The 23,686-nt window shown below is 41.4% G+C and carries 21 protein-coding genes; 17 read left to right on the top strand and 4 right to left on the bottom strand.

Going from position 1 to position 23,686, the window contains the following annotated elements:
- Positions 1–6: 6 nt before the first annotated feature.
- Positions 7–474, bottom strand: a complete 468-nt coding sequence (locus tag MOO44_RS02515; RefSeq protein WP_260116860.1) for a low molecular weight protein-tyrosine-phosphatase — start codon at positions 472–474, stop codon at positions 7–9.
- Positions 475–576: 102 nt separating this feature from the next.
- On the opposite strand from MOO44_RS02515, the gene MOO44_RS02510 reads away from it, so the two are divergent.
- From MOO44_RS02510 to MOO44_RS02480, 7 genes are all read left to right on the top strand, one after another.
- Positions 577–1,158 (top strand): LemA family protein, encoded by a 582-nt coding sequence (locus tag MOO44_RS02510; protein WP_260117284.1) that lies wholly within the window; start codon positions 577–579, stop codon positions 1,156–1,158.
- 8 nt (positions 1,159–1,166) lie between these two features.
- Entirely contained in the window at positions 1,167–2,060 is an 894-nt protein-coding gene (htpX, locus tag MOO44_RS02505) for a zinc metalloprotease HtpX (RefSeq protein WP_260116859.1), read from the top strand.
- A 70-nt stretch (positions 2,061–2,130) separates the two neighbouring features.
- Entirely contained in the window at positions 2,131–2,916 is a 786-nt protein-coding gene (locus tag MOO44_RS02500) for a hypothetical protein (RefSeq protein WP_260116858.1), read from the top strand.
- A 65-nt stretch (positions 2,917–2,981) separates the two neighbouring features.
- A complete protein-coding gene (locus MOO44_RS02495) occupies positions 2,982–4,355 on the top strand; it encodes a UDP-N-acetylmuramoyl-tripeptide--D-alanyl-D-alanine ligase (protein ID WP_260116857.1) in 1,374 nt (457 codons plus the stop codon).
- Between the two features lie 149 nt (positions 4,356–4,504).
- Complete coding sequence (gene cshA / locus MOO44_RS02490) at positions 4,505–6,010, top strand: degradosome RNA helicase CshA (protein WP_260116856.1); 1,506 nt, start codon at positions 4,505–4,507, stop codon at positions 6,008–6,010.
- A gap of 125 nt (positions 6,011–6,135) precedes the next feature.
- Positions 6,136–7,266, top strand: a complete 1,131-nt coding sequence (gene alr, locus MOO44_RS02485) for an alanine racemase (RefSeq protein ID WP_260116855.1) — start codon at positions 6,136–6,138, stop codon at positions 7,264–7,266.
- Between the two features lie 332 nt (positions 7,267–7,598).
- Positions 7,599–7,973, top strand: a complete 375-nt coding sequence (locus MOO44_RS02480; RefSeq protein ID WP_260116854.1) for a type II toxin-antitoxin system PemK/MazF family toxin — start codon at positions 7,599–7,601, stop codon at positions 7,971–7,973.
- A gap of 69 nt (positions 7,974–8,042) precedes the next feature.
- Here MOO44_RS02480 and cbpA read toward each other — a convergent pair whose 3' ends face one another.
- From cbpA to MOO44_RS02465, 3 genes are all read right to left on the bottom strand, one after another.
- Complete coding sequence (gene cbpA / locus MOO44_RS02475) at positions 8,043–8,684, bottom strand: cyclic di-AMP binding protein CbpA (protein WP_260116853.1); 642 nt, start codon at positions 8,682–8,684, stop codon at positions 8,043–8,045.
- A gap of 2 nt (positions 8,685–8,686) precedes the next feature.
- The gene (locus MOO44_RS02470; RefSeq protein WP_260116852.1) at positions 8,687–10,231 is read right to left on the bottom strand and encodes a glycosyltransferase family 39 protein; all 1,545 of its coding nucleotides are present in this window, start codon (positions 10,229–10,231) and stop codon (positions 8,687–8,689) included.
- A gap of 94 nt (positions 10,232–10,325) precedes the next feature.
- A complete protein-coding gene (locus MOO44_RS02465) occupies positions 10,326–11,276 on the bottom strand; it encodes an L-lactate dehydrogenase (RefSeq protein WP_260116851.1) in 951 nt (316 codons plus the stop codon).
- 160 nt (positions 11,277–11,436) lie between these two features.
- On the opposite strand from MOO44_RS02465, the gene pth reads away from it, so the two are divergent.
- The 10 genes from pth to hslO all read left to right on the top strand — a co-directional run bounded on the left by pth (position 11,437) and on the right by hslO (position 23,674).
- A complete protein-coding gene (pth, locus tag MOO44_RS02460; RefSeq protein WP_260116850.1) occupies positions 11,437–11,994 on the top strand; it encodes an aminoacyl-tRNA hydrolase in 558 nt (185 codons plus the stop codon).
- Positions 11,995–12,017: 23 nt separating this feature from the next.
- Positions 12,018–15,542, top strand: coding sequence for a transcription-repair coupling factor (gene mfd, locus MOO44_RS02455; RefSeq protein WP_260116849.1), 3,525 nt, complete (start codon positions 12,018–12,020; stop codon positions 15,540–15,542).
- The gene (locus MOO44_RS02450) at positions 15,532–17,097 is read left to right on the top strand and encodes a putative polysaccharide biosynthesis protein (protein ID WP_260116848.1); all 1,566 of its coding nucleotides are present in this window, start codon (positions 15,532–15,534) and stop codon (positions 17,095–17,097) included. Before mfd ends, MOO44_RS02450 begins: the two co-directional genes overlap by 11 nt.
- A 32-nt stretch (positions 17,098–17,129) precedes the next feature.
- Positions 17,130–17,408 (top strand): RNA-binding S4 domain-containing protein, encoded by a 279-nt coding sequence (locus tag MOO44_RS02445; protein WP_260116847.1) that lies wholly within the window; start codon positions 17,130–17,132, stop codon positions 17,406–17,408.
- 97 nt (positions 17,409–17,505) lie between these two features.
- Entirely contained in the window at positions 17,506–17,889 is a 384-nt protein-coding gene (locus MOO44_RS02440) for an FtsB family cell division protein (RefSeq protein WP_260117283.1), read from the top strand.
- 77 nt (positions 17,890–17,966) lie between these two features.
- The gene (locus MOO44_RS02435) at positions 17,967–18,485 is read left to right on the top strand and encodes a S1 domain-containing RNA-binding protein (protein ID WP_260116846.1); all 519 of its coding nucleotides are present in this window, start codon (positions 17,967–17,969) and stop codon (positions 18,483–18,485) included.
- Between the two features lie 75 nt (positions 18,486–18,560).
- Positions 18,561–19,925, top strand: a complete 1,365-nt coding sequence (gene tilS / locus MOO44_RS02430; protein ID WP_260116845.1) for a tRNA lysidine(34) synthetase TilS — start codon at positions 18,561–18,563, stop codon at positions 19,923–19,925.
- A gap of 17 nt (positions 19,926–19,942) precedes the next feature.
- The gene (gene hpt, locus MOO44_RS02425) at positions 19,943–20,488 is read left to right on the top strand and encodes a hypoxanthine phosphoribosyltransferase (protein WP_260116844.1); all 546 of its coding nucleotides are present in this window, start codon (positions 19,943–19,945) and stop codon (positions 20,486–20,488) included.
- Positions 20,489–20,588: 100 nt separating this feature from the next.
- Positions 20,589–22,646, top strand: coding sequence for an ATP-dependent zinc metalloprotease FtsH (gene ftsH / locus MOO44_RS02420; protein WP_260116843.1), 2,058 nt, complete (start codon positions 20,589–20,591; stop codon positions 22,644–22,646).
- 95 nt (positions 22,647–22,741) lie between these two features.
- Positions 22,742–23,674: an Hsp33 family molecular chaperone HslO gene (hslO, locus tag MOO44_RS02415; protein WP_260116842.1), complete on the top strand. Its 933-nt coding sequence runs from the start codon at positions 22,742–22,744 to the stop codon at positions 23,672–23,674.
- Positions 23,675–23,686: the final 12 nt, after the last annotated feature.

The raw sequence follows: 23,686 nt of genomic DNA, 5'->3' as shown, positions 1-23,686 counted from the left end.
ATTAATTTATAATGAATGACGCTTAATAAATGTTAACCAAGCCGGCATGGCTTTAGCTAAAACGTCGTAGGTGTAATCAAACCGGTGCGTGTACCATGGATCTGGAATGGGGGTGCCCTTTTGATCAGGAAAAATATCCAAACAAAGATGGATTTTATCCTGACAATCAGCAGGTGCAATCCGTTTAAGATCTACTACGTTTTGATGGTCCATCGTGATAATGTAGTCAGCCCATTCAAAATCGGCAAGCGTAATTTGGCTGGCCCGCAATTGTTGCCATGGTAAATGGTGCTTAGTAAGGGTTTTAATAGTACCAGGTTGGGGCTGATTCCCCTGCTCCTCGTCACTAGTAGCGGCTGATCTAACTGTAATTTGATTAGTTAACCCCTGTTTAGCCACCAATTGTTTGAAAATGACCTCTGCCATTGGAGAACGACAAACATTCCCTAAGCAGACAAATAGGACGTTGACCATTAAATTTCCTCCAATCAAATTTAAATTACAATTATTATTATAGCTAATTTAGGTGGTTTTTGTTATGATTAATACAAATTTAGATAGAATGGAGAATTTATGATGGGAATTATTATTGCATTGGTTGTAATCGCAATCTTAGTGATTGCCTATATTTCAATCTATAACGGGTTAATTCGATTGAGAACTTACGTTGATGAATCATGGAGTCAAATTGACGTTCAGTTAAAACGGCGAAATGATTTAATTCCAAATTTAATTTCAACTGCGAAGGGTTATGCAAACTACGAACAAGAAACACTTGCTAAGGTAACCGAATTAAGGAATCAAATGCTTTCAATCGATGGCAACGTTGATCGTGATAAGTTAATGCAGGTTTCTGACCAGCTATCAGGGACTTTGAAGTCAATGTTTGCGGTGGCTGAGAACTACCCAGACTTAAAAGCTGACACTCATTTTCAGGAACTGATGGAAGAGTTGACCAATACTGAAAATAAAATTGCGTATTCCAGACAGTTATATAACTCCAGTGTGGCTAAATATGATATGCAGATCAACACGTTCCCAAGTAATTTAGTCGCTGGAATTCACCATTTTACTAAGCGAGAATACTTGGAAGTGCCAGAAGCAGAAAAACAGGCCCCTCAGGTTAATTTTGATGAATTTAAGGGCTTTAATAAGTAGGCGTTTAGATGTTATATGAACAAATTGCACAAAATAAACGAAAGACAGTCTATGTTTTGACTGGTTTTATGATGCTCTTATTATTGGTAGGGGCAGCAGCGGGAATTCTCTTTTTGCGTAATGCAATTTTGGGAGTGGTGATTGCAGCGGTGGTTGGAGTGATTTATACGTTGATCATGATTAGTCAATCGATTGACGTTGTAATGATGATGAACCATGGACATGAAATTACTACTGAGCAACAAGCACCACAACTTTGGCATGTGGTGTCTGATATGGCAATGGTGGCACGGGTGCCAATGCCCCGGGTATTTATTATTGACGATGATAGTCCCAATGCCTTTGCCACTGGTAATAATCCGAAAAGGGCTGCAGTGGCGGTCACAACTGGATTGTTATCCATTTTGAACCGGGAAGAATTAGAGGGGGTAATTGCCCACGAAGTATCCCACATTCGCAATTACGATATTCGAGTGTCAACGATTGGAGTAGCATTATCAGCTGCGATTTCAATTATTGTTGATTTTGGAATGCGGAGCCTATGGTTTGGTGGTAATCGTCGTAATGATGATGAGAAGGATACCGGTGTTTTGGAAATCATCGCTTCAGTTATAGTACTTTTGTTAGGTCCATTAGCTGCCACAATTGCTCAGATGGCCCTATCCAGAAATCGTGAGTACCTAGCGGATGCATCCGGTGTGGAGTTGACTAGAAATCCACTGGGGTTAATTAATGCCCTTCAAAAAATTGCCGGCGGGGAACCGATGCATGACATTAACTCTAATAGTGCGGGGTTATATATTGAAGATCCATACCATGGGAAGCATCAATTTTCATTTGCAAAGTTATTCGATACCCACCCACCAATCAAGGATCGAATTCAAAGATTAGAAAAAATGTAATAATGGTGGTTCAAAGTGACTAAAATGGAGTACAATTGAATGGTTAAATCTTTGCGAAAGTGTGGTTGTGATGCGGGATAATTTTATCTACATTGATGCTAATTTAGTAAGAAATATGACGATTACCCGGGGAATTGATTCCGCAGATTTTATAAACGGAATCAATCCAGTGCCAAGTAATATTATTCTATTGAACGATGATCGAGATAACGCCAATAGCTATAATGCTCACACAAGGTTCAGTACGATTACTGGAAGCAGTGCTGTCCGTGATTACCTGTTAGATAAACAAATCATTGATAAGAAAATTATTGATTTTCGTTCAAATGATGATTTAAATGTGATGTTAGATAGTGAAATTGCGAATCTCCTTTACCTAGGGCACATGACTTATCCCATCGCTAATCCATTTTCTTCGAAAATCCGAAATAATTATATTTACATTGCTCTAAAATCTAATTTTTTAAAATTATTTTACCGGAACTTCTCCACGTTTGATAATGTGTTAGCAATAAGTATCAAGCGGCACTTACGTGAAATTCATAGTGGTCGCAGGATGTTCGTAAAACCATTAGTGATTAAAAACATTGATGACAAGATTTTACAACTGATGATTCGACTTAGTAGTGAGGGGTTAGTGATTGCCTTCGACCGCAGCACAGAACAAAAACGACAATATATTATCCCGTTATTAATGGAAAAGTACCCAGAAAAACAGAGTACATGGTATACTAAACATGATATATACCAGAATGCCATTTCCGTTGGGACGCTAAGCTACTTAATTTATGAACAACAGTGGCGAATCAATATTAATGAAGATAAATTACCAAATAATTTTATTTTTGAAGATTAGAAGCATTCTGGACGTTTAATTAACCAGGGTGCTTTTTTATTTTACATTTAATGGGGTTAAAGACTATGAAAATGATGATTGCTGAAATTGCAAAAGCTGTATCAGCTGAAAATGATGTTACGGGCTATCAGGATGTAGAACTCACCAGTGTTGCATTTGATAGTCGGCATTTAAAACCAGGAGCGCTATTTGTACCCCTAGTGGGCAACCAAGATGGCCATCGCTTCATTGACAGTGCGATTCAAAACGGAGCGCAAGCGACGTTTTGGCAACGCGGGCATGCTAATCAGCCGACTAATTTTCCGGTAATCGTAGTGGCCGATCCACTCAAGGCGTTGCAGGATTTAAGTCGATACTACCTAAACAAGATTAACCCGAAGGTGGTCGCAATTACAGGAAGTAATGGTAAAACCACTACCAAGGACATGGTAGCTTCCGTCTTAGGCACGCAGTTTAATGTGACTAAGACGCATGCTAACTTTAATAATGAAATTGGGGTGCCGGTGACCATTTTAGATATGGGCGCAAATACTGAGGTCTTGGTGGTAGAAATGGGGATGGATCGTCCCGGGCAACTCGACTTTTTAAGCCGCCTGGTCCAACCAGACGTTGCAATTATTACCATGATTGGGGAAGCCCATATTGAATTTTTCGGGACCCGGAGCAAAATTGCCGATGCGAAAGTCGAAATCTTAAATGGACTAAAAGCTGATGGCACCTTTATTTATGATGGGGATGAACCGTTGTTAAGTCAACGGGCAGCTATGGTGGACTTTGATCAATTGACCTTTGGTCGCAACGGGGTCAATGATATTTACCCAACTGAAATTCATGATCAACCAGCCCAAACCAGCTTTGTTACTAATAAATGGAAGGACTTTACATTTACTATTCCAATGATTGGTGAATATAATGTGAATAACGCCCTAGCGGCAGTCCTAACGGGGGCCTTATTTCATCTTCGGCCTGAATCAATTCGCCATGGATTGAATGAAGTTCATTTAACTGCAAATCGAACTGAATGGTTGACTGGAAATCAGGGGGAAGCAATTTTAAGCGATGTCTATAATTCTAATCCAACGGCCGCAAAGGAAGTGTTGCATGCGTTTGCCGAGACGAAAACCACGGGAAAGCGGATTGCGGTGTTGGGTGACATGTTGGAATTAGGAGTTCAGTCGAAAGCGATGCATGAATCATTAGCTGAATCATTGAATCCGGCATTGACCGCAGACATCTTTTTAATCGGGACTGACATTTTAGCACTACGAGATAAGTTAGCTGCTAAATACCCAGCTAGTGCGCTTCATTATTATACAAAGGATCAATTGGAGCAATTAACGAATGATTTACAAAAAGAAATTCAGCATGATGACATGGTGCTCCTTAAGGCTAGCCATGGGATTCACTTAGAAACAGTGTTAAACAATTTAGTTAATTAGGTTGCTTAATATGCTAAAAAGGACTATCATTAAAAAGATATACAACTTTAATAATAGATTGATTGATTTTGAATCCGCTAGTGGGTGGTTGACGGAAACGGATTTTTCTTAGCTCACTAGTAATTTTTGAAATCATAGGAGGAAATTTTTTGAAATTTAGAGATTTAGGTTTATCAGATGACCTATTAACAGCCGTTGAAAAAGCAGGTTTTACCGAAGCTACCCCCATCCAAGCGGATACGATTCCGTTGATTCTAGAAGGCCACGACGTTTTGGGTCAGGCCCAAACGGGGACTGGTAAGACAGCTGCATTTTCCCTACCGATTTTGGATAAAATTGACTTGGATGATCCCAATGTTCAAGCATTGGTCGTATCACCTACCCGTGAATTAGCCATTCAAACCCAACGTGAAATGAACCGTTTTGGTCGGGTTGAAGGAGCTAAGGTGCAGGCCATTTATGGTGGTGCTGACATTCGTCAACAAATTAGAAATCTTAAAAAGCACCCTCAAGTAATTGTAGGGACGCCTGGTCGAATTTTAGACCATATTAATAGACGGACTTTAAAATTAGGTAATGTTAAATTCTTAGTTCTTGATGAAGCCGATGACATGTTAGACATGGGATTTTTAGATGATATTGAAAGTATTTTAAAAGCCCTTCCGACTGAACGGCAAACCCTATTATTCTCAGCTACGATGCCCGATAAAATCAAGCGGGTCGGAGTTCAGTTTATGAATAATCCTAAGCAGGTTAAAATTAAGGCGAAGGAATTGACTACTGATTTAGTTGATCAATACTACGTTCGTTCAAAGGAAGCTGAAAAATTTGATTTAATGACCCGTTTCTTTGATGTTCAGGCACCCAAAGTAACGATCGTCTTTTGTCGAACTAAACGGCGGGTTGATGAAGTATCGCGGGGATTAATCACTTGTGGATACCCAGCTGCTGGATTACACGGGGACTTGACCCAAAAGCGGCGTTCCCAAATTATGCGTGAATTCCGTGATGGAAAAATTACGATCCTAGTTGCGACCGATGTTGCAGCCCGTGGGATTGATGTTAGTGGTGTGACCCATGTTTATAACTACGACATTCCACAGGATCCAGAAAGCTACGTTCACCGGATTGGCCGGACTGGTCGTGCCGGAAACCATGGGGTATCACTTACCTTTGTTGAACCAAATGAAAAGGACTACCTTAGAGAAGTTGAAAAATTAACCAAGGTGAGAATGTTACCACTTAAGCCACCTTCGGAAACTGAAGCATTGAATGGTCAATTAGCAGTGGTTAAGAACGAACTAGGGGCCTTAATTCAAAAGACTGATATGGATAAGTTCTCAGATACTGCTGACGAACTTTTGGAAAAGTATTCCGCTAAGGAACTAGTGTCAGTCTTGCTCAGCAAGATGACTAGAAGTCAAGTTAAGGTCCGGATTACGCCAGAACGGCCATTACCAAACAAGAAGCGCCGCTTTAGCCGTGGCCGTCGTTATAACGGTCACAGCGGTGGTCGCGGTGGTCACTCTAATGGTGGTCGTCGTTACAATGGTCGGAATAATAATCATCGTAATGACCGGCGCAGTGGTGATCGGCGGAATAACCATCGTTCAAATGGTGGCGGAAAGTCATTTACAATTAAGCAACGCGACTAATAATCTTCAAATAATAAGATATTACTAAAAAATAGGAACAGGGACTGAAAAGTCGTTGTTCCTATTTTTAATTGTTGATTTTAATGATAAAATAGAAGATAAATTATATTTTGAAGGTGTGGACAATGATAACTGGGGTTCATCGAAATGCAAAATTAGTGATTAATAAACAGGCGCTTTATCATAACATTAATAGTGAAAGCTCCCGTCTTGATGCTGGGACCGAATTATTTATGGTGGTAAAAGCCGATGGATATGGCCATGGGGCTGTCCAAGTGGCTAAAGTGGCTAAGGCTGCTGGTGCAACTGGATTTTGTGTTGCCATTTTGGATGAAGCCCTGGAGCTGCGTGAAGCTGGATTGATGGAACCAATTTTAGTATTAGGGGTCATTAGACCTAAGGATGCCTTAATTGCTGCTACCTACAATATCTCCACTACCTTACCTTCGAACGAATGGTTACAAGCAACGGTAGCTGAGCTCGCTCACCATCCGGATGCCTCCAAATTAAACGTCCACATTGCATTGGATACTGGAATGGGGCGAATTGGTTTTCAGACGGTTGCTTCAATGAAGACAGCATTAGCACTGGCAGCTTCAAATGAGCAGTTGATTAATATTGAGGGGGTCTTTACCCATTTTTCAACTGCTGATTCAAACCAAATCGAAGCGACTAATTATTTTCACACCCAAGTAGGCCGGTTTAACCAGTTTATGGCTGCATTACCGACCCGGCCCCGTTACGTCCATGTTTCAAACTCCGCCACTAGTCTTTGGCACCAAGAGTGCAATGGGAATATGATTCGATTCGGGGTCGCGGGTTACGGGTTGAATCCATCCGGGACCGAAGTTAAACCACCGTATGAATTACAACCAGCCCTTAGTTTAGAAACGGAAGTGGTTCATTGCAAGCTAGTGCCAGCTGGTCGTTCGATTGGGTATGGGGCTACCTATACCACTACTAAGGATGAATGGATTGCAACCCTGCCGATTGGGTATGCTGACGGTTATGTCCGTGCATTGCATGATTTTCACGTGCTGGTCGACGGACAATTCTGTCCGATCGTGGGGCGGATTTGTATGGATCAGTTTATGATTAAGCTGCCAAAGCAGGTTGGAATTGGAACCAAAGTCACCTTAATTGGTAAAAATGGTCAAAATGAGATTTCATTAGAATCAATAGCTGAAAAATGTGGTACAATTCACTATGAAGTTGCTTGTTTATTTCAAAATCGACTTCCCAGAGTATATATTTAGTGCTTTTTTTAGTAATATATTATAATGAGAGGTATTTATGATGCCATTTATTTTATGCGAACGTTTTGTAGTTACGAATAATAAGTTAATTTTAATTAATGATATTAAAAATAATTTAAATAATTACCGGACGTTTTCGGTATTAGTTAATTCTGAATCCAGTTACTCCCCTTATATTCAGCAATTGATATATGGTTACATCATAATGGGGAATTTAAATAAGGATATCGTTAAAGAGTTTATGCCCTCTGAGGATTGTGCGGCAAGAACTATTAATGAATACTTAGGTGATTCACAATTCGTTAATAAGATTAAGGAGGAGTATATCAGAAATGTCAAAGACAGAAGTGAAACGTGGCGATATTTTCTATGCTGATTTATCTCCGGTCGTCGGTTCTGAACAAGGAGGGGTGCGGCCTGTATTGATTATTCAAAATAATATTGGAAATCACTACAGTCCGACCGTAATCGTAGCAGCCATTACTGCACGAATTTCAAAACCAAAGATGCCAACGCACGTTGGGATTAAAGCTAGTCAATCAGATATTGAAAAGGATTCAGTTATTTTATTAGAGCAAATTCGAACGATTGATAAACAACGCCTTAACGACCGGGTCGCCCATTTAAATAAATATTTAATGAAAAAGGTTGATACTGCTTTGGAGTTAAGCGTTGGATTAGCTTCTAAACCTAACGTTAAAAAGTAGTATACATAAATAAAAAGATTCGGGAATGTTAATTCACTCCCGAATCTTTTTATTTATATTATGGACGAACTATTGAACACTGTTTAGATTTTCAATTTCAGGAATCTTAAAGCCTCGTTTATGCAGGGTGGCCACAATTTTATCCAACTTATCTTGATCAACATCTGATGGTAGGGTGAACATGGTCCGGTGGACGAGTTCACCTTCTTGAACGTCAAGTGAAATCACACTAGCGATGTTGGTGAACTTAGAAATGATCCGAGCCATTTTTTCCAAATCACCACGTTCACCGGTGGAAACAACCGTAATGACGTAGCTTCCCACGTTAACGTTCCATGATTGTGAAAGCATATCCATCAAGCGATTATGGGTTAAGATACCATAGAATGAATTTTGTGAATCTAACACGGCAATGTAAGGTAAGTCCTTAATTGAGAAGAACACGTTAAAGAATGATGCATTGACGCTAATAAACTTAGTAGAATTTTTAATTAAGTGGGTCACGGGGAGGTTCATATCCCCACCACGTGATTTATGGCGGTATAAATGCATTTTATAAATATTACCGCGAAATAGGGTTCCGGTTTCGTCTAGAATTGGCACACACCGGAAATCCTTTTCCTCTAGAATTTTTAATGCTTCAGCCAGGGTGGTATTTTCGGTTACCATTGTTAATCTGGACTTGGGTTTAACTAACGATTTTAATAGCATAATTAGCTCCTTAATTTATATAATAGGTATTTTACCTTTTGGTTTTGGAAGATGGTTGTGCGATGGGCAACTAACCGGTAGTATTTTTTGAAACTCCTATCGGGGTGTTGATCAGGATCCCAAATGCTTTGATTTCGCTTAAGGGCAAAAACAACAAAGTTAGCCTTATGGTGGTTTAAAATGTAGTTTTGACTATCCATCATGGGGGCAAAGCCCTTCAAATTTAGTTTAGCAAAGTATTTGTTTTGTGGCAACGTTGCAGTGGCCGTATATAGGCCCACATCTAAATTATTATAGTTTAAAATGCTCCGATCATTACTCCGATTAATGATTTTGGCAAATTTAATTTGAAACGGGACCGTTGATTTTTGGTTCGCACTAATGGATTGGTTGTGGGGAAACAAGATGGTGTCTTGATAGAGCGGATTAGTGATAAACACTCCTGCAATGGCAAGCAATGTAACGAGGGCACTAACCTTAATTGGATTGGGTCGCCAATGCTGAATCAGAATGGTAATTAAATTAGCAATCCCCATTGAGATGAAAATTAAAAAGCAGCCCAGGCCCACAAAGTAGTACCGAAAGCTATGGGCGTTTCCAACGATCATGAATACCTCCATTAATGCTCCTAGGGCAATCATCAACTTGGGTTGCCACTTAAAGGTTCGGCTGCTTAAGAAATAAGCAAATCCAAGGGCGAATAGAAATGAAAAGAGGGTATTCAGTGGATTTCTAAAGATAAAATCAAAAATATTATAGATAATGTGAATTGATAAAAATTTAGATTTAGGGTAATAATGAAAATTCATATAGAAATACCCCTTGAACAGGTCAAAGAGGGCCCCATTGATACCAAAAAAGATGATTAACGCTAGTGAAATGCTAAAAAAGCCCGCAGCCCCAAACGCGATTTTGCGTAATAATGGGTGCCATTGTTTTTTGATCAGCATTGCAATTAGAATCCAACCGAAAAAGGCAACCCACGGTAAGATTAACGTGTACTTAGTCCAAAAAACAATTGATAGGGCGACCCCCTGCCAAAATAATTGGAAATCGCTAAATGCTGCTCCATTATTCTTTAAAACCGTGTAAATGAGGCCTAACATCAATGGCATTACCAGGCTTTCTGGTAATTCACCATTTTCGAAAAAGTAACCATTAAAAACGATTGGAATGATGGTGAAACTGCTGGCAAATGCAATCGGCTTGCTGAATTTAAGATTAATAATGCGATAACTTAATATGATGTCAAAACAGACTGTGAGGGCCTCAAATAGGTAAACCCCTAAAAAGGTTCTGTAACTAATTAAAGCGGCAAATGAGTTCATTAAATACATTAATGGTCCCCGTTGATCAAACAGATCGCGGTACGGAAGTAGCCCGTGCCATAGCCCCTTTCCAACGGTAAACATGGTGTTACCGTCCCATGAATTATTGAAGGCAAATAGCGGGGAGGTAGTGGTAATAAATGCGGTAATGAATAAGCTTAGGATGCCGATTAAAATGATCAATGGCCATCCTAGTTTTTGATTGGATTTATGATTCATGATTAAATGGGAAATTCCCGGAAACCTTCCTTCTTAGCAAAAAATAACCGCACTCAACAGAGTGCGGTTATTTTGCGTTGTTAAATCGGGTGAATTACTTTAATACATCCATACCCTTTTTAGCAGTTTCCTTCAAAGTTTCAGCAGATGCGGCCATCTTCTTAGCTTCGTCGGCACTTAATGGAACTTCTAAGACCTTAGCAACACCAGAGGCGTTAACTACGGCAGGAGAACCAATGTAGATATCATTTAATCCATATTCACCATTCATTGGAGCACCAATTGGCAATACTGAATTTTCATCGCGAAGAATGGCACGAGAAATTCTCATTAATGCGGTTGCAACTCCGTAGAAAGTAGCACCCTTCTTGTTAATGATCGTGTAAGCCTTGTCACGAGTTTCTTGTTCTAACTTAAGAAGATCGTCCTTGCTTACGCCAGCATCCTTGGCAACATCTAGTAATGGGCGACTACCAACTTCCGCTTCATCAATTGCAGCAAATTCGGAGTCACCATGTTCACCCATAATGTATGCGTGAACATCGGCAGGGTTAACACCTAACTTCTTACCAACTGCAACTTGGAAACGGGTGGTATCTAGTGAAGTACCGGAACCCACAACCTTTTCCTTTGGAAAACCAGATAACTTTTGAGTAGCGTAAGTTAATACGTCAACTGGGTTAGCAGCAACTAAGAAGATTCCGTCAAATCCTGAATCAACAACTGGTTTAACAATTGATGATAGGATCTTAACGTTCTTGTTTACTAAGTCAAGACGAGTTTCGCCTGGCTTTTGAGGAGCACCAGCAGTAATAACTACTAGGTCAGCATCCTTACAATCTTTGTAATCGCCAGAGTAGATGTTCTTTGGAGCAGTGAAAACTTGAGCGTCTTCAAGGTCTAAAGCATCTCCTTCTGTCCGATCCTTAACAATATCAATAATGACGAATTCTTCGGCGATTCCTTGTTGCATCATTGCAAATGCGTATGAAGAACCAACCGCACCGTCACCAATTAAAGCAACTTTTTGGTGTTTTAATGCCAAAATAATCATCCCTTCAAAAGAATTTTTATTTTAATGCTTCCAAAAATCATTATATCATAATTAATGTTAAGTTGATAACGAAGAGGTCGCCTTTAATTATATTAAGCTGATATTTTGATATAATAGATAGAAATAAATGAATTAGGGAGTGCTTAATAAAATGAAAATGATTGTTGGACTAGGAAACATTGGACCCCAATATGATGGAACGCGGCATAATACTGGATTTGCAGTTGTGGATCAATTTGCAGCTGACCATGGAATCGAACTTACGACCCGCAAAATGGATGCTAAGTTAGGTGCTACGATGATTGATGGCGAAAAGGTGTTACTAGTTGAACCGACTACCTTCATGAACGATTCCGGTCGGGCCGTGGGACCTTTGATGAAGTTTTATAAGTTAGCGATTGAAGATTTGATCGTGGTCTACGATGACATGGACATCCCAGTGGGTAAAATCCGCTTGCGGACCCATGGGGCTGCCGGTGGCCACAATGGAATCAAGAGTTTAATTGCCCACTTAGGAACGAATCAGTTTAACCGCATTCGAGTGGGGACTGACCACCCAAAACTACAAAGTGTGGTTGACTATGTCTTAGGCAAGTTTACCGATGAACAACTACCCGATTTCAAAACCGCTTGTGATCAAGCGGTCGCTGCTTTGGATGATTGGGTTGCTGGAACCGCATTTGACCGGCTTGAAAATAAATATAATTAAAACGCATTGAAAGGACTCCTTTGATGAAACTCAGTCAGTTTTTTACTTCTATTCCGCAGTTTCAAACAATTACTGACAATTTAAAACCGGCCACCCGGCAATTGATTACTGGAATGTCTGGCTCAGCTAAAACATTATTACTATCAATTTTACTTGAGCAAACTAAGCAGCCAATTTTATTGGTGGTTGATAATTTGCATCACATGACCCAGGTAGCCGATGATTTTACGAATCTACTATCTGAGAATCAAGTATTTGAATTTCCGGCTGAGGAATTGATTGCAGCCGAAGCAGCGACCAGTTCACCGCAATACCGAGCGCAACGGGTGCGGGCCTTGCATGCATTACAAACTAAGCAAGCGGCCGTAGTTGTGACCTCAATGTCTGGGGTCCGGAGACTGTTGCCGACGCCCCATGATTTTGCCGAAAATCAGTTTCAAATCACCGTTGGAGATGAAATTGACCTAGGGGATGTTAAGACGGCACTCTTTCGTCTAGGGTATCGACGGGTGAAACTAGTGGCCGCCCCCGGTGAATTTGCAATTCGGGGATCGATCATTGATATTTATCCACTTAATTCGGAATATCCGATTCGAGTTGATCTATTTGATACCGAGGTTGATTCACTGCGTTACTTTGATGTCTCCACGCAAAGCAGTGTGCAAAATATGGATAGCTTTAAGGTCCTGCCAGCCACCGATTTTATTTTGAATGCGGACCAGTTGCAAAACGGCCCGCAACAACTGCAGACGCATTTGAACCGTTCGGTTGGGCAGATTAAGGATGCCAAAGTTGCGGAAGCCATGAAGGATTACTTACAGCCGATTATTGATGAATTTAAGGCCGGAATCATTGATAGCCAGTTGATTTTATTTGCTAACTACCTCTTTGATCGATCCACCTCCATTTTTGACTACGTGCCTTCCGATGGTATCATCGTCTGTGACGACTATCATCGGCTATTAGAATCGGAACAAGAGTTGTTAGGGGACGAGCAGCAATGGGCGGCCGATAAACTATTAAATGGCGAAATTTTTAGTGACCAGCAATTTGGTCATGATTTTAAAACGGTCTTTAAGGCTGCTAACCAACCGGAATTAATGTTCGCGCGTTTCCAACGGGGACTAAATGGATTGCGGTTGACTAAGCTGGTTGAAATTAAGGTCCAACCGATGCAGAAATTTTACGGGCAGATTCCGCTATTAAAAACCGAAATGAACCGTTGGCAAAAGCAAAATGAAACCGTTGTGATCATGGTTCGTGATAAGGTCCAGATGGATAAGCTGGCAAACACGATGGATGACTTTGAAATCAATGTGACCCAGACCGATTGGGACCACCTGATTCAAAATCAGGTCCAATTGATCCCAGAACGGTTGAACAACGGCTTCGAATTACCGTTTGCAAACTTGGCACTAATTACCGAATCAGAAATGTTTAACCACGTGACGAAGCGGCTTGCAAAGCGGCAGACCTTTTCAAATGCTGAGCGAATCAAGAGCTACGTGGATCTAAAGCCCGGCGACTATGTCGTTCACGTAAACCACGGAATTGGTCGCTATGAAGGCATGAAGACAATGGAAGTTGATGGTAAGCACCAAGATTACATGACGATTACCTACCGCGATAACGCACAACTGTTCATCCCGGTGACCCAGTTAAATCTAATTCAAAAGTACGTTTCGGCTGAGGATAAGCGGCCCCGAATTAACAAACTGGGGGGCAGTGAATGGGCTAAGACCAAGAGTAAGGTCGCAAGTAAGATTGAAGACATTGCCGATGATTTGATCGACCTCTATGCAAAACGGTCAACCGCTACCGGGTTTGCGTTCCCGCCAGATGATGTCTATCAAGAACAATTTGACGATGCCTTTCCGTACCCCGAAACTCCCGATCAAATTAAGAGCATCAATGAAATTAAGGTTGATATGGAAAAGCCCCACCCGATGGACCGGCTATTGGTCGGTGATGTCGGGTACGGGAAAACCGAAGTAGCGCTGCGAGCCGCGTTTAAGGCGATTGAGGCCGGCAAACAGGTCGCTTTTTTAGTGCCAACAACCGTTTTGGCACACCAGCATTACGAGACGATTTTAAAACGCTTCGATGGCTTTCCGGTTTCAGCGGCAGTCCTGTCTAGATTTAGAACCCCTAAACAGATTAAAACGACGATTAAGGGGTTAGAGGATGAATCAATCGATATCGTGGTGGGGACCCACCGGCTCTTATCCAAGGACGTTCACTTTAAGGACTTAGGGCTGTTGATCGTTGATGAAGAGCAACGTTTTGGGGTTAAGCATAAGGAACGAATTAAGGAAATGCGTTCCGACGTTGATGTATTAACGCTGACTGCCACCCCGATTCCCCGAACCTTAAATATGTCGATGATGGGGGTCCGGGACCTATCAGTAATTGAGACGCCCCCGACCAACCGCTACCCAATTCAAACCTACGTCCTAGAGGAGAACGCCGGGACGATTAAGGATGGAATTCACCGGGAGTTAGATCGTGGGGGGCAGGTTTTTTACCTGCATAACCGGGTCGAAGATATTGAAAAAACGGTCGGGATGTTAGAACAACTAGTCCCGGATGCTAGAATTGCGTACATCCACGGTAAAATGAGTGAAAATCAGCTTGAGACGGTCTTATATGACTTTGTGAACGGTGATTATGATGTGTTAGTAACGACTACGATCATTGAAACCGGGGTGGATATTCCGAATGCCAATACGTTGTTCGTTGAAAATTCGGACCACATGGGGCTGTCCCAACTATACCAATTACGGGGCCGAATTGGGCGGAGCAATCGGATTGCATATGCCTACTTTATGTATAAACCCAACAAGGTCTTGACCGAAGTCAGCGAAAATCGCTTAGATGCAATTCGTGATTTCACCGCCCTGGGGTCCGGGTTTAAAATTGCGATGCGTGACCTCTCGTTACGGGGCGCCGGAAATTTGTTGGGAAAGCAACAACACGGCTTCGTTGATTCAGTTGGTTACGACCTCTACACCGAAATGCTATCAGATGCGGTGGCGCAAAAGCGGGGGACTAGCCGGACCCAAAGAGTCGATTCGACCATTGAACTGGATGTTGAAGCCTACCTTCCAGACGATTACATTAGTGACCATCAACAAAAAATTGAAATTTATAAACGGATTCGGCAATTGGAAAATGAAGATCAATACACTGAGATTCAGGGTGATTTGATCGACCGCTTTGGTGACTATCCAGTCGCAGTGGCGAACTTATTGTTAATCGGACGGATGAAGATGTTAGCTGACCAGGCGTTGATTAAAAAAATTAGTAACGATGCTAAGGCCATTATCATTACGATGTCTAAATTAGGAACAACTGTTTTTGATTCCAAGGATATTTTAAGGGCAATTGCGCAAACCAAGTTTAGATCGACGTTAGAAGTGGTGAATGATCGAATCCAAATTAAGTTGATCATTCAACCAACCATGCAACAAGCGGTCTGGTTAAATGAATTAATGCAACTAATTGATTCGTTGGTCCACCGTCGGATGGAGATTGAAGATGAAAAGTAACTCGCAAGTTAAATTAGTGATGAGTGGGGCCGGCATTTTAACGCTGTCCTCACTGATTGCTAAGGTGTTAAGCGCCGCCTATCGGATTCCACTGCAAAACTTAGTGGGCAACGTGGGGTTTTATATTTATCAACAGGTCTATCCCATCTACGGAATCGGGATGACCTTTGCCCTTTCCGGACTGCCGGTAATGATTTCTAAATTAATTGCAGAAGAACCGGACTTGCCACGGCGAATCGGTCTAGCAAAGCGGATTCATCTAATCCTGTGTGGTGCGGCTTTGCTAATCTTTTTGGGGTTACAATTGGGAGCGGTCCCAATTGCTGATCAAATGGGTGACGTACGACTGGCACCCGTCATCAGGGCGGTTAGTTGGATGTTTTTATTAATGCCATTTCTTTCGACCAGTCGGGGATTGTTTCAAGGAACTTTGAACATGGTGCCAACGGCAGTCTCACAGGTAGTCGAGCAGCTGGTCCGAATATCGATCATCATCGTGGTCGCTTGGTCAGCCCATCGCCACCATTGGGATTTATACCTAATGGGGCGCGACGCAATGTTTTCATCCCCCATTGCTGCGCTCTTTTCTAGCCTGGTGTTATTGGGATTTAGTTGGCCGCTATTAATTCAAGCGGGGCAAAAGCCGCGGATTAAGACCAGCTCGTTAGTTCGAAAGTTATTTAACGAGGGAGGAACGATTTGTCTGCTATCATCGTTAATGATCATGATGCAACTAGTTGATTCATTCACGATTAGAAGGGGGCTGCTACAGTCTGGGGTAACTGGATTGATGTCCCAAGACATTAAGGGGGTCTACGACCGGGCTCAACCATTGGTGCAAGTCGGACTGGTGATTGGGACCTCGTTCGCCTCTGCCGCATTGCCATCGCTTTCAAAGTCGATTCAAGACCGCCAGAACCGTGCGTTTGAAACCACTGCTCAATTAATGGTGAAGAGTAGTCTGGTAATTACGGTTTTGCTGACGGCAGGGATGATCATATTGATGCCTTCGATTAATTTCATTTTGTTCGGTAGTGTAGCGGGGAGTTTTACGTTGGCCGTTTACTGCGTTAGCATTGTAATCGTGACCTTAATTACAACTAACAATAGTATCCTACAGGGTGTTGGTAACTTCCGAATTGGTTTTTACGCGGTATTAGTAAGCATCGTGGTGAAGGCGTTGATTACCGAACGAATGGTTGCAAGCAGTGGAATTATCGGTGGGAGCGTTTCAACGCTCATCGCACTATTAGCGGGGTTGTTAGTTAATGAGATAGGGTTAAAAAACCGGATTAAAATTAAGCCATATTCATTCGAATTAGTGGGGAAATTGATTGTAGCTACGGTCACGATGCTGTGCATTGTAGGCTTAATTCAGGGGATGCTCAATTCAATCTTCCCATTTCCAAGGGGCCGCATGATGACGTTATTAATTGTACTAGTCAGTACGATGGGTGGTGTAATTACTGCTGTCATTGCTGTATTAGGATTGAAAATATTTACCAGGGCTGAACTAATGAGTTTGCCAGTCATTAGCCGGTTTATGAAACGATAATAATTGATAAGTTTAAGAAGGGACGGATTCTTATGAGGTTAGATAAATTTTTGAAAATTTCTAGAATTATTAAAAGAAGAACGGTCGCTAAGAGCATTTCCGACCAGGGCCGCATCGAAATTAATGGACGGGTCGCTAAGTCATCCACTAACGTTAGCCCCCGTGATCAGCTAGTAATTAAGTTTGGGAATAAGACGTTAACGATCGAAGTGGTTCAACTTACTGAAACCACTAAAAAGGCCGATGCTGATAAGATGTACAAGGTATTAAGTGAAGACTACGAACATGATTATCAAAATGAGCAATTTTAAAACATTTTAAACGCTTTCATCCCTAGTGTGATAGACAATTCCCCCACTTATTGCTATACTTAAATTAGTTGAATAATTTTTGGGGGAATTATTTTTGATGAAGAATAGTAATGTGAAGTGGCTTAATAATGCCTATACCAAGCGGCACTATCGTAAGATTAAATGGTCATTCGTTAATCGGCCTAAGTTTAGAAGGATTTTTGTGGTAATTACCATTCTATTAGCATTTTCAATCCCGCTATTGATCGGCATCCACCAATCTAATGCACAGAGGACGATGATTCAAAAACAAACCGCAGTTAGTAAAAAAACATTAGCTACTGCTAGGGCGCATAATCAGGAATTAAAGTTAGATGTTAAGCAGTTAAATAATTCTGAATACGTTCAACAACTAATTCGTGATAAATATTACTACACCAAGTCAGGTGAAACCGTCTATAGTTTACCGAATGATGTTGCTAAGGACGTTACGCAAAATTAATCGTTTTTTAATATGTAATATTGCTGATTTTGGTGCTATACTAAAAGCACTTAATTATTAGGAGGAAACACGTTTTTATGGCAATTGAAGTTGGAGCAAAAATTCCCGGTAAAGTTTCTGGAATTACTAATTTTGGGGCTTTCGTTGATTTAGGTGATCACAAGACTGGATTAGTACACATTAGTGAGGTTTCTGATGGTTTCGTTAAGGATATTCACGATGTACTTAAGGTTGGCGACCAGGTAAATGTTAAGGTCTTAAAAATTGGTGATGATGGAAAGATTGCTCTTTCAATGAAACAAGCAAACGATGAGCATAGTCACAATAACGAACATCATGGCAATGGTCACTTTAATAACCATAATGACCACCATAGTCGTGGTGACCATAACGACCGCCAAAACTTTCATGGTCGCGGTGGTAATAACCACTTTAATAACCATCATGGTGAAAGCAACAACGACCATCAAAATAATAAGACTGATGATTTTGATGACATGATGTCTAAATTCCTCAAACAAAGCGATAGTCGTTTAGCGACGATTAAAAAGAATACTGAAGGTAAACGCGGTGGCCGTGGCGGTCGCTGGAGTTAATCATTAATGATAACTAAAAAAGATTAGGGGGCTTTTCCCTTAGTCTTTTTTTATTTGTGATGGGGTGGAATTAAAATGGATTTGGAACTTAGAAAGCGCTTTGCTAGTAATGTTTTTCATCATCAATGGTGGCAGAGCGATCAACCAGTCGTGGTGGCAGTTTCCACCGGGGTGGATTCAATGGTGCTATTGGATCTATTACAACACTTACGAAACGAGCGGCCCCGCATCATTGTTGCTCACGTGAATCACGAATTAAGAAACGCTAGTAATACTGAACAACAGTTTATTACCAACTATTGTCATGCCCGAAACATCGAGTTGGTAATTGGGCGGTGGCCACTCGCTGACCATCCACAAAGTGGCATCGAGGAGGCAGCCCGTAAATTTCGATATGCCTTCTTTGAACGGGTCATGAAGCAATTCAATGCTAAATGGTTATTAACTGCTCACCACCAAAATGATCAGGCTGAAACGGTACTAATGAAATTAATGCGTGGTGATAATCTTACTCAAATTCGCGGAATACAACCCAATCGTCCGTTTGGCAATGGCCAGTTGGTAAGACCACTATTACCATTTGATAAGCAAACGGTACTTGATTATGCACGTGAAGATGGCGTGAAATGGTATGAGGATTCCACTAACCATAATGACGACGTGACTAGAAATCGAATTCGCCATCACTTGTTACCCATGATGGAGCGGGAAAATCCACGAATTGTACCAGCTCTCAGCCGCTTTGCAGACCAACTATCAGCAACGGTAGCGGTCAATCAGTTCCTAGTTAAACGCGTCGTTACGAAATTGAAGCTACAAACCGAATACCAATTGGCGCCATTTCTACAAATGCCATTAGAGCTACAAGTGCAATGCATGGCGATAATTAGTAGCGAGTTGGGCGAACGACCACTATCTGAAAAGCACCTCCAGATGATGGTGACGATTTTAAATAATCAGCAAAAACCCCAGGGTGATTATAAAATTAATTCGCGGATAATACTGCATAAAAATTACGATTGCTTTAAATTAGAATTTAATAAAAATGTTAAGAAAAATACAATCAAAATTCAGCAAATTATGGTAAGATTAAACCACTGGTACCAAGTTAATGACCGAATGAGTGTGGGAGTGTTTGCCCCCAGTCAGACCACCAACTACCCGAGCGTACGGACCACTGATTTTCAGCTAAATGATGATCAATTGCCACTTTTAATTAGACCATGGCGAAGTAGTGACCGAATTGTTTTAAAATCTGGTGGGCATCAAAAAATCAAGCGAATCTTCATTGATCAAAAAATAGCCGTTGTCGACCGGCGTCTGGCAATGGTGTTGGTTGATCAAAAGGGCACCGTTCTATCGTTGCTGGGTTATAAGGACTCGGTTTTCCCAAAGCGATTTGAGGACGGGCATTCATATCGATTATTAGTGCGGACTTAATTTGAGAGGAGAATTCCATGAATAACGACATATTGAAAACTGTCTGTGATCAAAAGCACATTCAGCAAGTTTGTAAGCGACTTGGTGAGGAAATTACTAAGGATTACCAAGGTAAGGAACCATTGGTGGTAGGGGTATTGAACGGTGCCATTTTCTTTATGACCGATGTTGTTCGTTATATGGACTTGTACTTATCAATCGATTTTATCGATGTGTCTAGTTATAATGGTGGCACTCAATCTTCAGGAACGGTTAAGTTAATTAAGGACTTAGATAGTGATGTTAAGGGGCGGGATGTAATCATTGTTGAAGACATCATCGAAACCGGCCGGACATTAAACTACATCAAGGATTTATTAAATGATCGTGGTGCTAATTCCATTAAGATGTGTACGCTGGTCGATAAACCAGAAGCACGAATTGAGCCGCTTCCGGTGGATTACGTTGGAATCGATGTTCCAAACGAATTTTTAGTGGGCTATGGACTTGATTATCAAGGCAAGTATCGGAACCTACCATACATTGGGGTATTAAAGCCCGAAGTTTATCAAACAAAAAATTAGTTGATTTTAAAAAATCATGGTATTATTATTTTTTGTAAAATAAGTTTACGATTATGTTGTTTTAACCCATAATCGTGATCAGCAAATTAGGAGGCATTTAATGAAAAACAATAAAAACGGACTATTCCGAAGTAGTCTGTTCTATATTGTTATTGCCATGTTATTGATCGGGGTTCTCTACTTCGTCAGTGGTAATGGCAATAGCGGTCAGACTCAACAAATCCAATCGAGTCAATTCATAAGTTCATTAAAATCGGAAAAAGTTAAGAATTTCTCTGTACAGCCTTCTGGTGGTGTTTATAAGATTACTGGTGAATATCGCACCGCTCAATCCGCAAGTAATTCTAACAAGAGCACCTTTACTCTAGGGGCGCCCAAGAGTACCAAGGTAACTAATTTTTCAACTACGATTTTAAAGAATAATGCTTCTGTTTCAGAAGTTAATAAGGCAGCTAATCGCTCTGATACTAAAATGAGCGTGAAGCCTGCCGAATCAAATAGTATTTGGTTAAATATAATTGTATACATCCTACCAATGATCCTGTTGGTATTTTTCTTCTACACGATGATGAACCAAGCCGGTCGTGGTGGTGGTGGCGGCATCATGAAGTTTAGCAAGAGTAAGGCTAAACCAACTGATAGTAAGGAAAACAAAGTTCGTTTTTCAGACGTTGCTGGTGAAGATGAAGAAAAACAAGAATTAGTTGAAGTGGTTGAATTCTTAAAGAACCCAAAGAAGTATTCATCGCTTGGCGCTACGATTCCACATGGGGTCCTTTTGGAAGGGCCTCCAGGAACTGGAAAAACGTTATTAGCGAAGGCGGTTGCCGGTGAGGCAAACGTACCATTCTTCTCAATTTCTGGTTCTGACTTCGTAGAAATGTTCGTAGGGGTCGGAGCCAGCCGGGTTCGTGACCTGTTTGAACAGGCTAAGAAAGCTGCTCCTGCCATCATCTTTATTGATGAAATTGATGCCGTTGGTCGAAAGCGGGGGTCAGGCACCGGTGGTGGTCATGATGAACGTGAACAAACCCTTAACCAATTGCTAGTTGAAATGGATGGGTTCAGTGGTAATGAAGGGGTAATTGTGATCGCAGCGACTAACCGTGCTGATGTCTTGGATAACGCTTTGACTAGACCGGGTCGATTTGACCGGAAGGTATTAGTGGGTCGTCCAGATATTAAGGGCCGTGAAGCCATCCTTAAGGTGCACGCCAAGGGCAAACCATTGGCCGATAACGTTGATTTACATGCAATTGCTCAACAAACCCCTGGGTTTGTGGGGGCCGATTTGGCTAACTTATTAAACGAAGCTGCTTTACTAGCTGCTCGACGTGATAAGAAGTTAATCGGGCCCGCTGAATTAGACGAAGCAGAAGACCGGGTAATTGCCGGTCCTGCTAAGAAGAACCACGTTGTTAACCAACAAGAACAACGAACGGTCGCTAATCACGAAGCCGGGCATACAATTGTTGGGTTAGTATTAAATGATGCACGGGTCGTTCATAAGGTAACCATCGTTCCACGGGGCCGTGCTGGTGGATATGCAATTATGTTACCGAAGGAAGACCAACAGTTACTATCTAAGAAAAATGCAATGGAACAAATTGCTGGATTAATGGGTGGTCGGACTGCTGAAGAAATTATCTTTAACTCCGAGTCATCTGGAGCTTCAAATGATTTTGAACAAGCAACTAACATCGCCCGGGCAATGGTTACACAGTACGGAATGAGTGATAAACTGGGAACGGTTCAACTCGAAAGTCCGACCCAAGAGCCTTACGCTCAGCCACGTTATTCTGATGCAACCGCTGCTTTAATCGATTCAGAAGTACGGCGCATTATTAACGAGGGGCATGCAACCGCTAGAAAGATCATTGAGGAACACCGTGAACAACATAAGGTCATTGCTGACGCATTGTTGAAGTACGAAACCCTTGATGAAAAGCAAATTATCAGCCTTTATAAGACTGGTAAGATGCCAACAGAGGATAGCGAGTACCCTAGTGAAGCTGCTACCTTCGAACAAACGAAGGAAGAAAAGGATAAGCAAGAACGGGCTCGTGATCAACAGTTTGAATCAGAAGCTGATCAACAAGCAAAGCAACAAGATGATTCTAATCATGATGCTGATCATGACGATAACGATAAAGCTTAATATGAAATTAAAAAACGTGGGTTATGGTTTACACTCACGTTTTTTATATATATTTTTATATATAATAGATTTAAAATGAAAGGACGATTTTTAATATGCAAAATGATCATTTAGTCAAAAGCATTACTAAGGATGGAATGTTTAGGGCCTATGCCATTGACGCTACGGGGGTAGTGGCCGAGGCACAAAAACGGCAAGCAACCTGGAGCGCATCATCTGCTGCGCTAGGGCGAACGTTAGTGGGGGGCTTGTTATTATCTGCTTCCGTTTTGAAGGGTCAAGAAACAATGACGATTCAAATTAACGGTGGCGGCCCCGTGGGGACGATTATGGTCGATGCCGATGCAAATGGGCATGTCAAGGGCTACGTTCAGCATCCGCATGTCCATCTACCACTTAATCGGGTTCATAAAATTGACGTTGGAAAAGCAGTGGGGGTCAACGGCTTTATGCAGGTAATGAAGAGTATGGGTGGCGACGAACCTTATTCTAGTAGTGTGCCCCTTGCATCTGGTGAAATTGGTGATGATTTCACTTACTACCTTGCGCAATCGGAGCAAATTCCATCTGCAGTTGGGGTATCCGTCTTCGTCAATGACGATAATTCAATTAAGGTGGCCGGTGGATATTTAATTCAAACCCTTCCAGATGCAGATGATGCTGCAATTGATCGGCTTGAAAAACGGCTTAAGCAGATTCCAATGGTTTCTGAACTATTGTTATCTCAACAATCACCTAATGATATTTTAAATTTAATTTTTGGTGAAGATAATTTGGAATACCTAACTGATACACCGGTTGAATTTACCTGCAACTGCTCTAAAAAGCGGTTTGCAAAGTCATTATCACGGGTCAGTCCGGACGAACTGCGGGCAATCATTGCTGAAGACCATGGTGCGGAATTAATTTGCCATTTTTGTGGAGCCCGTTATAATTATGATGAAGAAGAATTAAAATCAATTTTAGCCGTTAGTGAAAAACGGGTGGAATTAGATGCACAAAAAGATGATAATGAAGCAAAAAAATAAGGAGAACTTTTT

This window comes from Nicoliella spurrieriana (assembly GCF_023380205.1).
Classification (GTDB): domain Bacteria; phylum Bacillota; class Bacilli; order Lactobacillales; family Lactobacillaceae; genus Nicoliella; species Nicoliella spurrieriana.
The sequence above is the reverse complement of the archived record's forward strand: the minus strand, read 5'-3'. Positions and strand labels throughout refer to the sequence as shown.

Coding starts and splice junctions, on each gene's coding strand:
- MOO44_RS02515 (WP_260116860.1), bottom strand. CDS start 474: ATGGTCAACGTCCTATTTGTCTGCTTAGGGAATGTTTGTCGTTCTCCA.
- MOO44_RS02510 (WP_260117284.1), top strand. CDS start 577: ATGGGAATTATTATTGCATTGGTTGTAATCGCAATCTTAGTGATTGCC.
- htpX (WP_260116859.1), top strand. CDS start 1,167: ATGTTATATGAACAAATTGCACAAAATAAACGAAAGACAGTCTATGTT.
- MOO44_RS02500 (WP_260116858.1), top strand. CDS start 2,131: ATGCGGGATAATTTTATCTACATTGATGCTAATTTAGTAAGAAATATG.
- MOO44_RS02495 (WP_260116857.1), top strand. CDS start 2,982: ATGAAAATGATGATTGCTGAAATTGCAAAAGCTGTATCAGCTGAAAAT.
- alr (WP_260116855.1), top strand. CDS start 6,136: ATGATAACTGGGGTTCATCGAAATGCAAAATTAGTGATTAATAAACAG.
- MOO44_RS02480 (WP_260116854.1), top strand. CDS start 7,599: ATGTCAAAGACAGAAGTGAAACGTGGCGATATTTTCTATGCTGATTTA.
- cbpA (WP_260116853.1), bottom strand. CDS start 8,684: ATGCTATTAAAATCGTTAGTTAAACCCAAGTCCAGATTAACAATGGTA.
- MOO44_RS02470 (WP_260116852.1), bottom strand. CDS start 10,231: ATGAATCATAAATCCAATCAAAAACTAGGATGGCCATTGATCATTTTA.
- pth (WP_260116850.1), top strand. CDS start 11,437: ATGAAAATGATTGTTGGACTAGGAAACATTGGACCCCAATATGATGGA.
- mfd (WP_260116849.1), top strand. CDS start 12,018: ATGAAACTCAGTCAGTTTTTTACTTCTATTCCGCAGTTTCAAACAATT.
- MOO44_RS02450 (WP_260116848.1), top strand. CDS start 15,532: ATGAAAAGTAACTCGCAAGTTAAATTAGTGATGAGTGGGGCCGGCATT.
- MOO44_RS02445 (WP_260116847.1), top strand. CDS start 17,130: ATGAGGTTAGATAAATTTTTGAAAATTTCTAGAATTATTAAAAGAAGA.
- MOO44_RS02440 (WP_260117283.1), top strand. CDS start 17,506: ATGAAGAATAGTAATGTGAAGTGGCTTAATAATGCCTATACCAAGCGG.
- MOO44_RS02435 (WP_260116846.1), top strand. CDS start 17,967: ATGGCAATTGAAGTTGGAGCAAAAATTCCCGGTAAAGTTTCTGGAATT.
- tilS (WP_260116845.1), top strand. CDS start 18,561: ATGGATTTGGAACTTAGAAAGCGCTTTGCTAGTAATGTTTTTCATCAT.
- hpt (WP_260116844.1), top strand. CDS start 19,943: ATGAATAACGACATATTGAAAACTGTCTGTGATCAAAAGCACATTCAG.
- ftsH (WP_260116843.1), top strand. CDS start 20,589: ATGAAAAACAATAAAAACGGACTATTCCGAAGTAGTCTGTTCTATATT.
- hslO (WP_260116842.1), top strand. CDS start 22,742: ATGCAAAATGATCATTTAGTCAAAAGCATTACTAAGGATGGAATGTTT.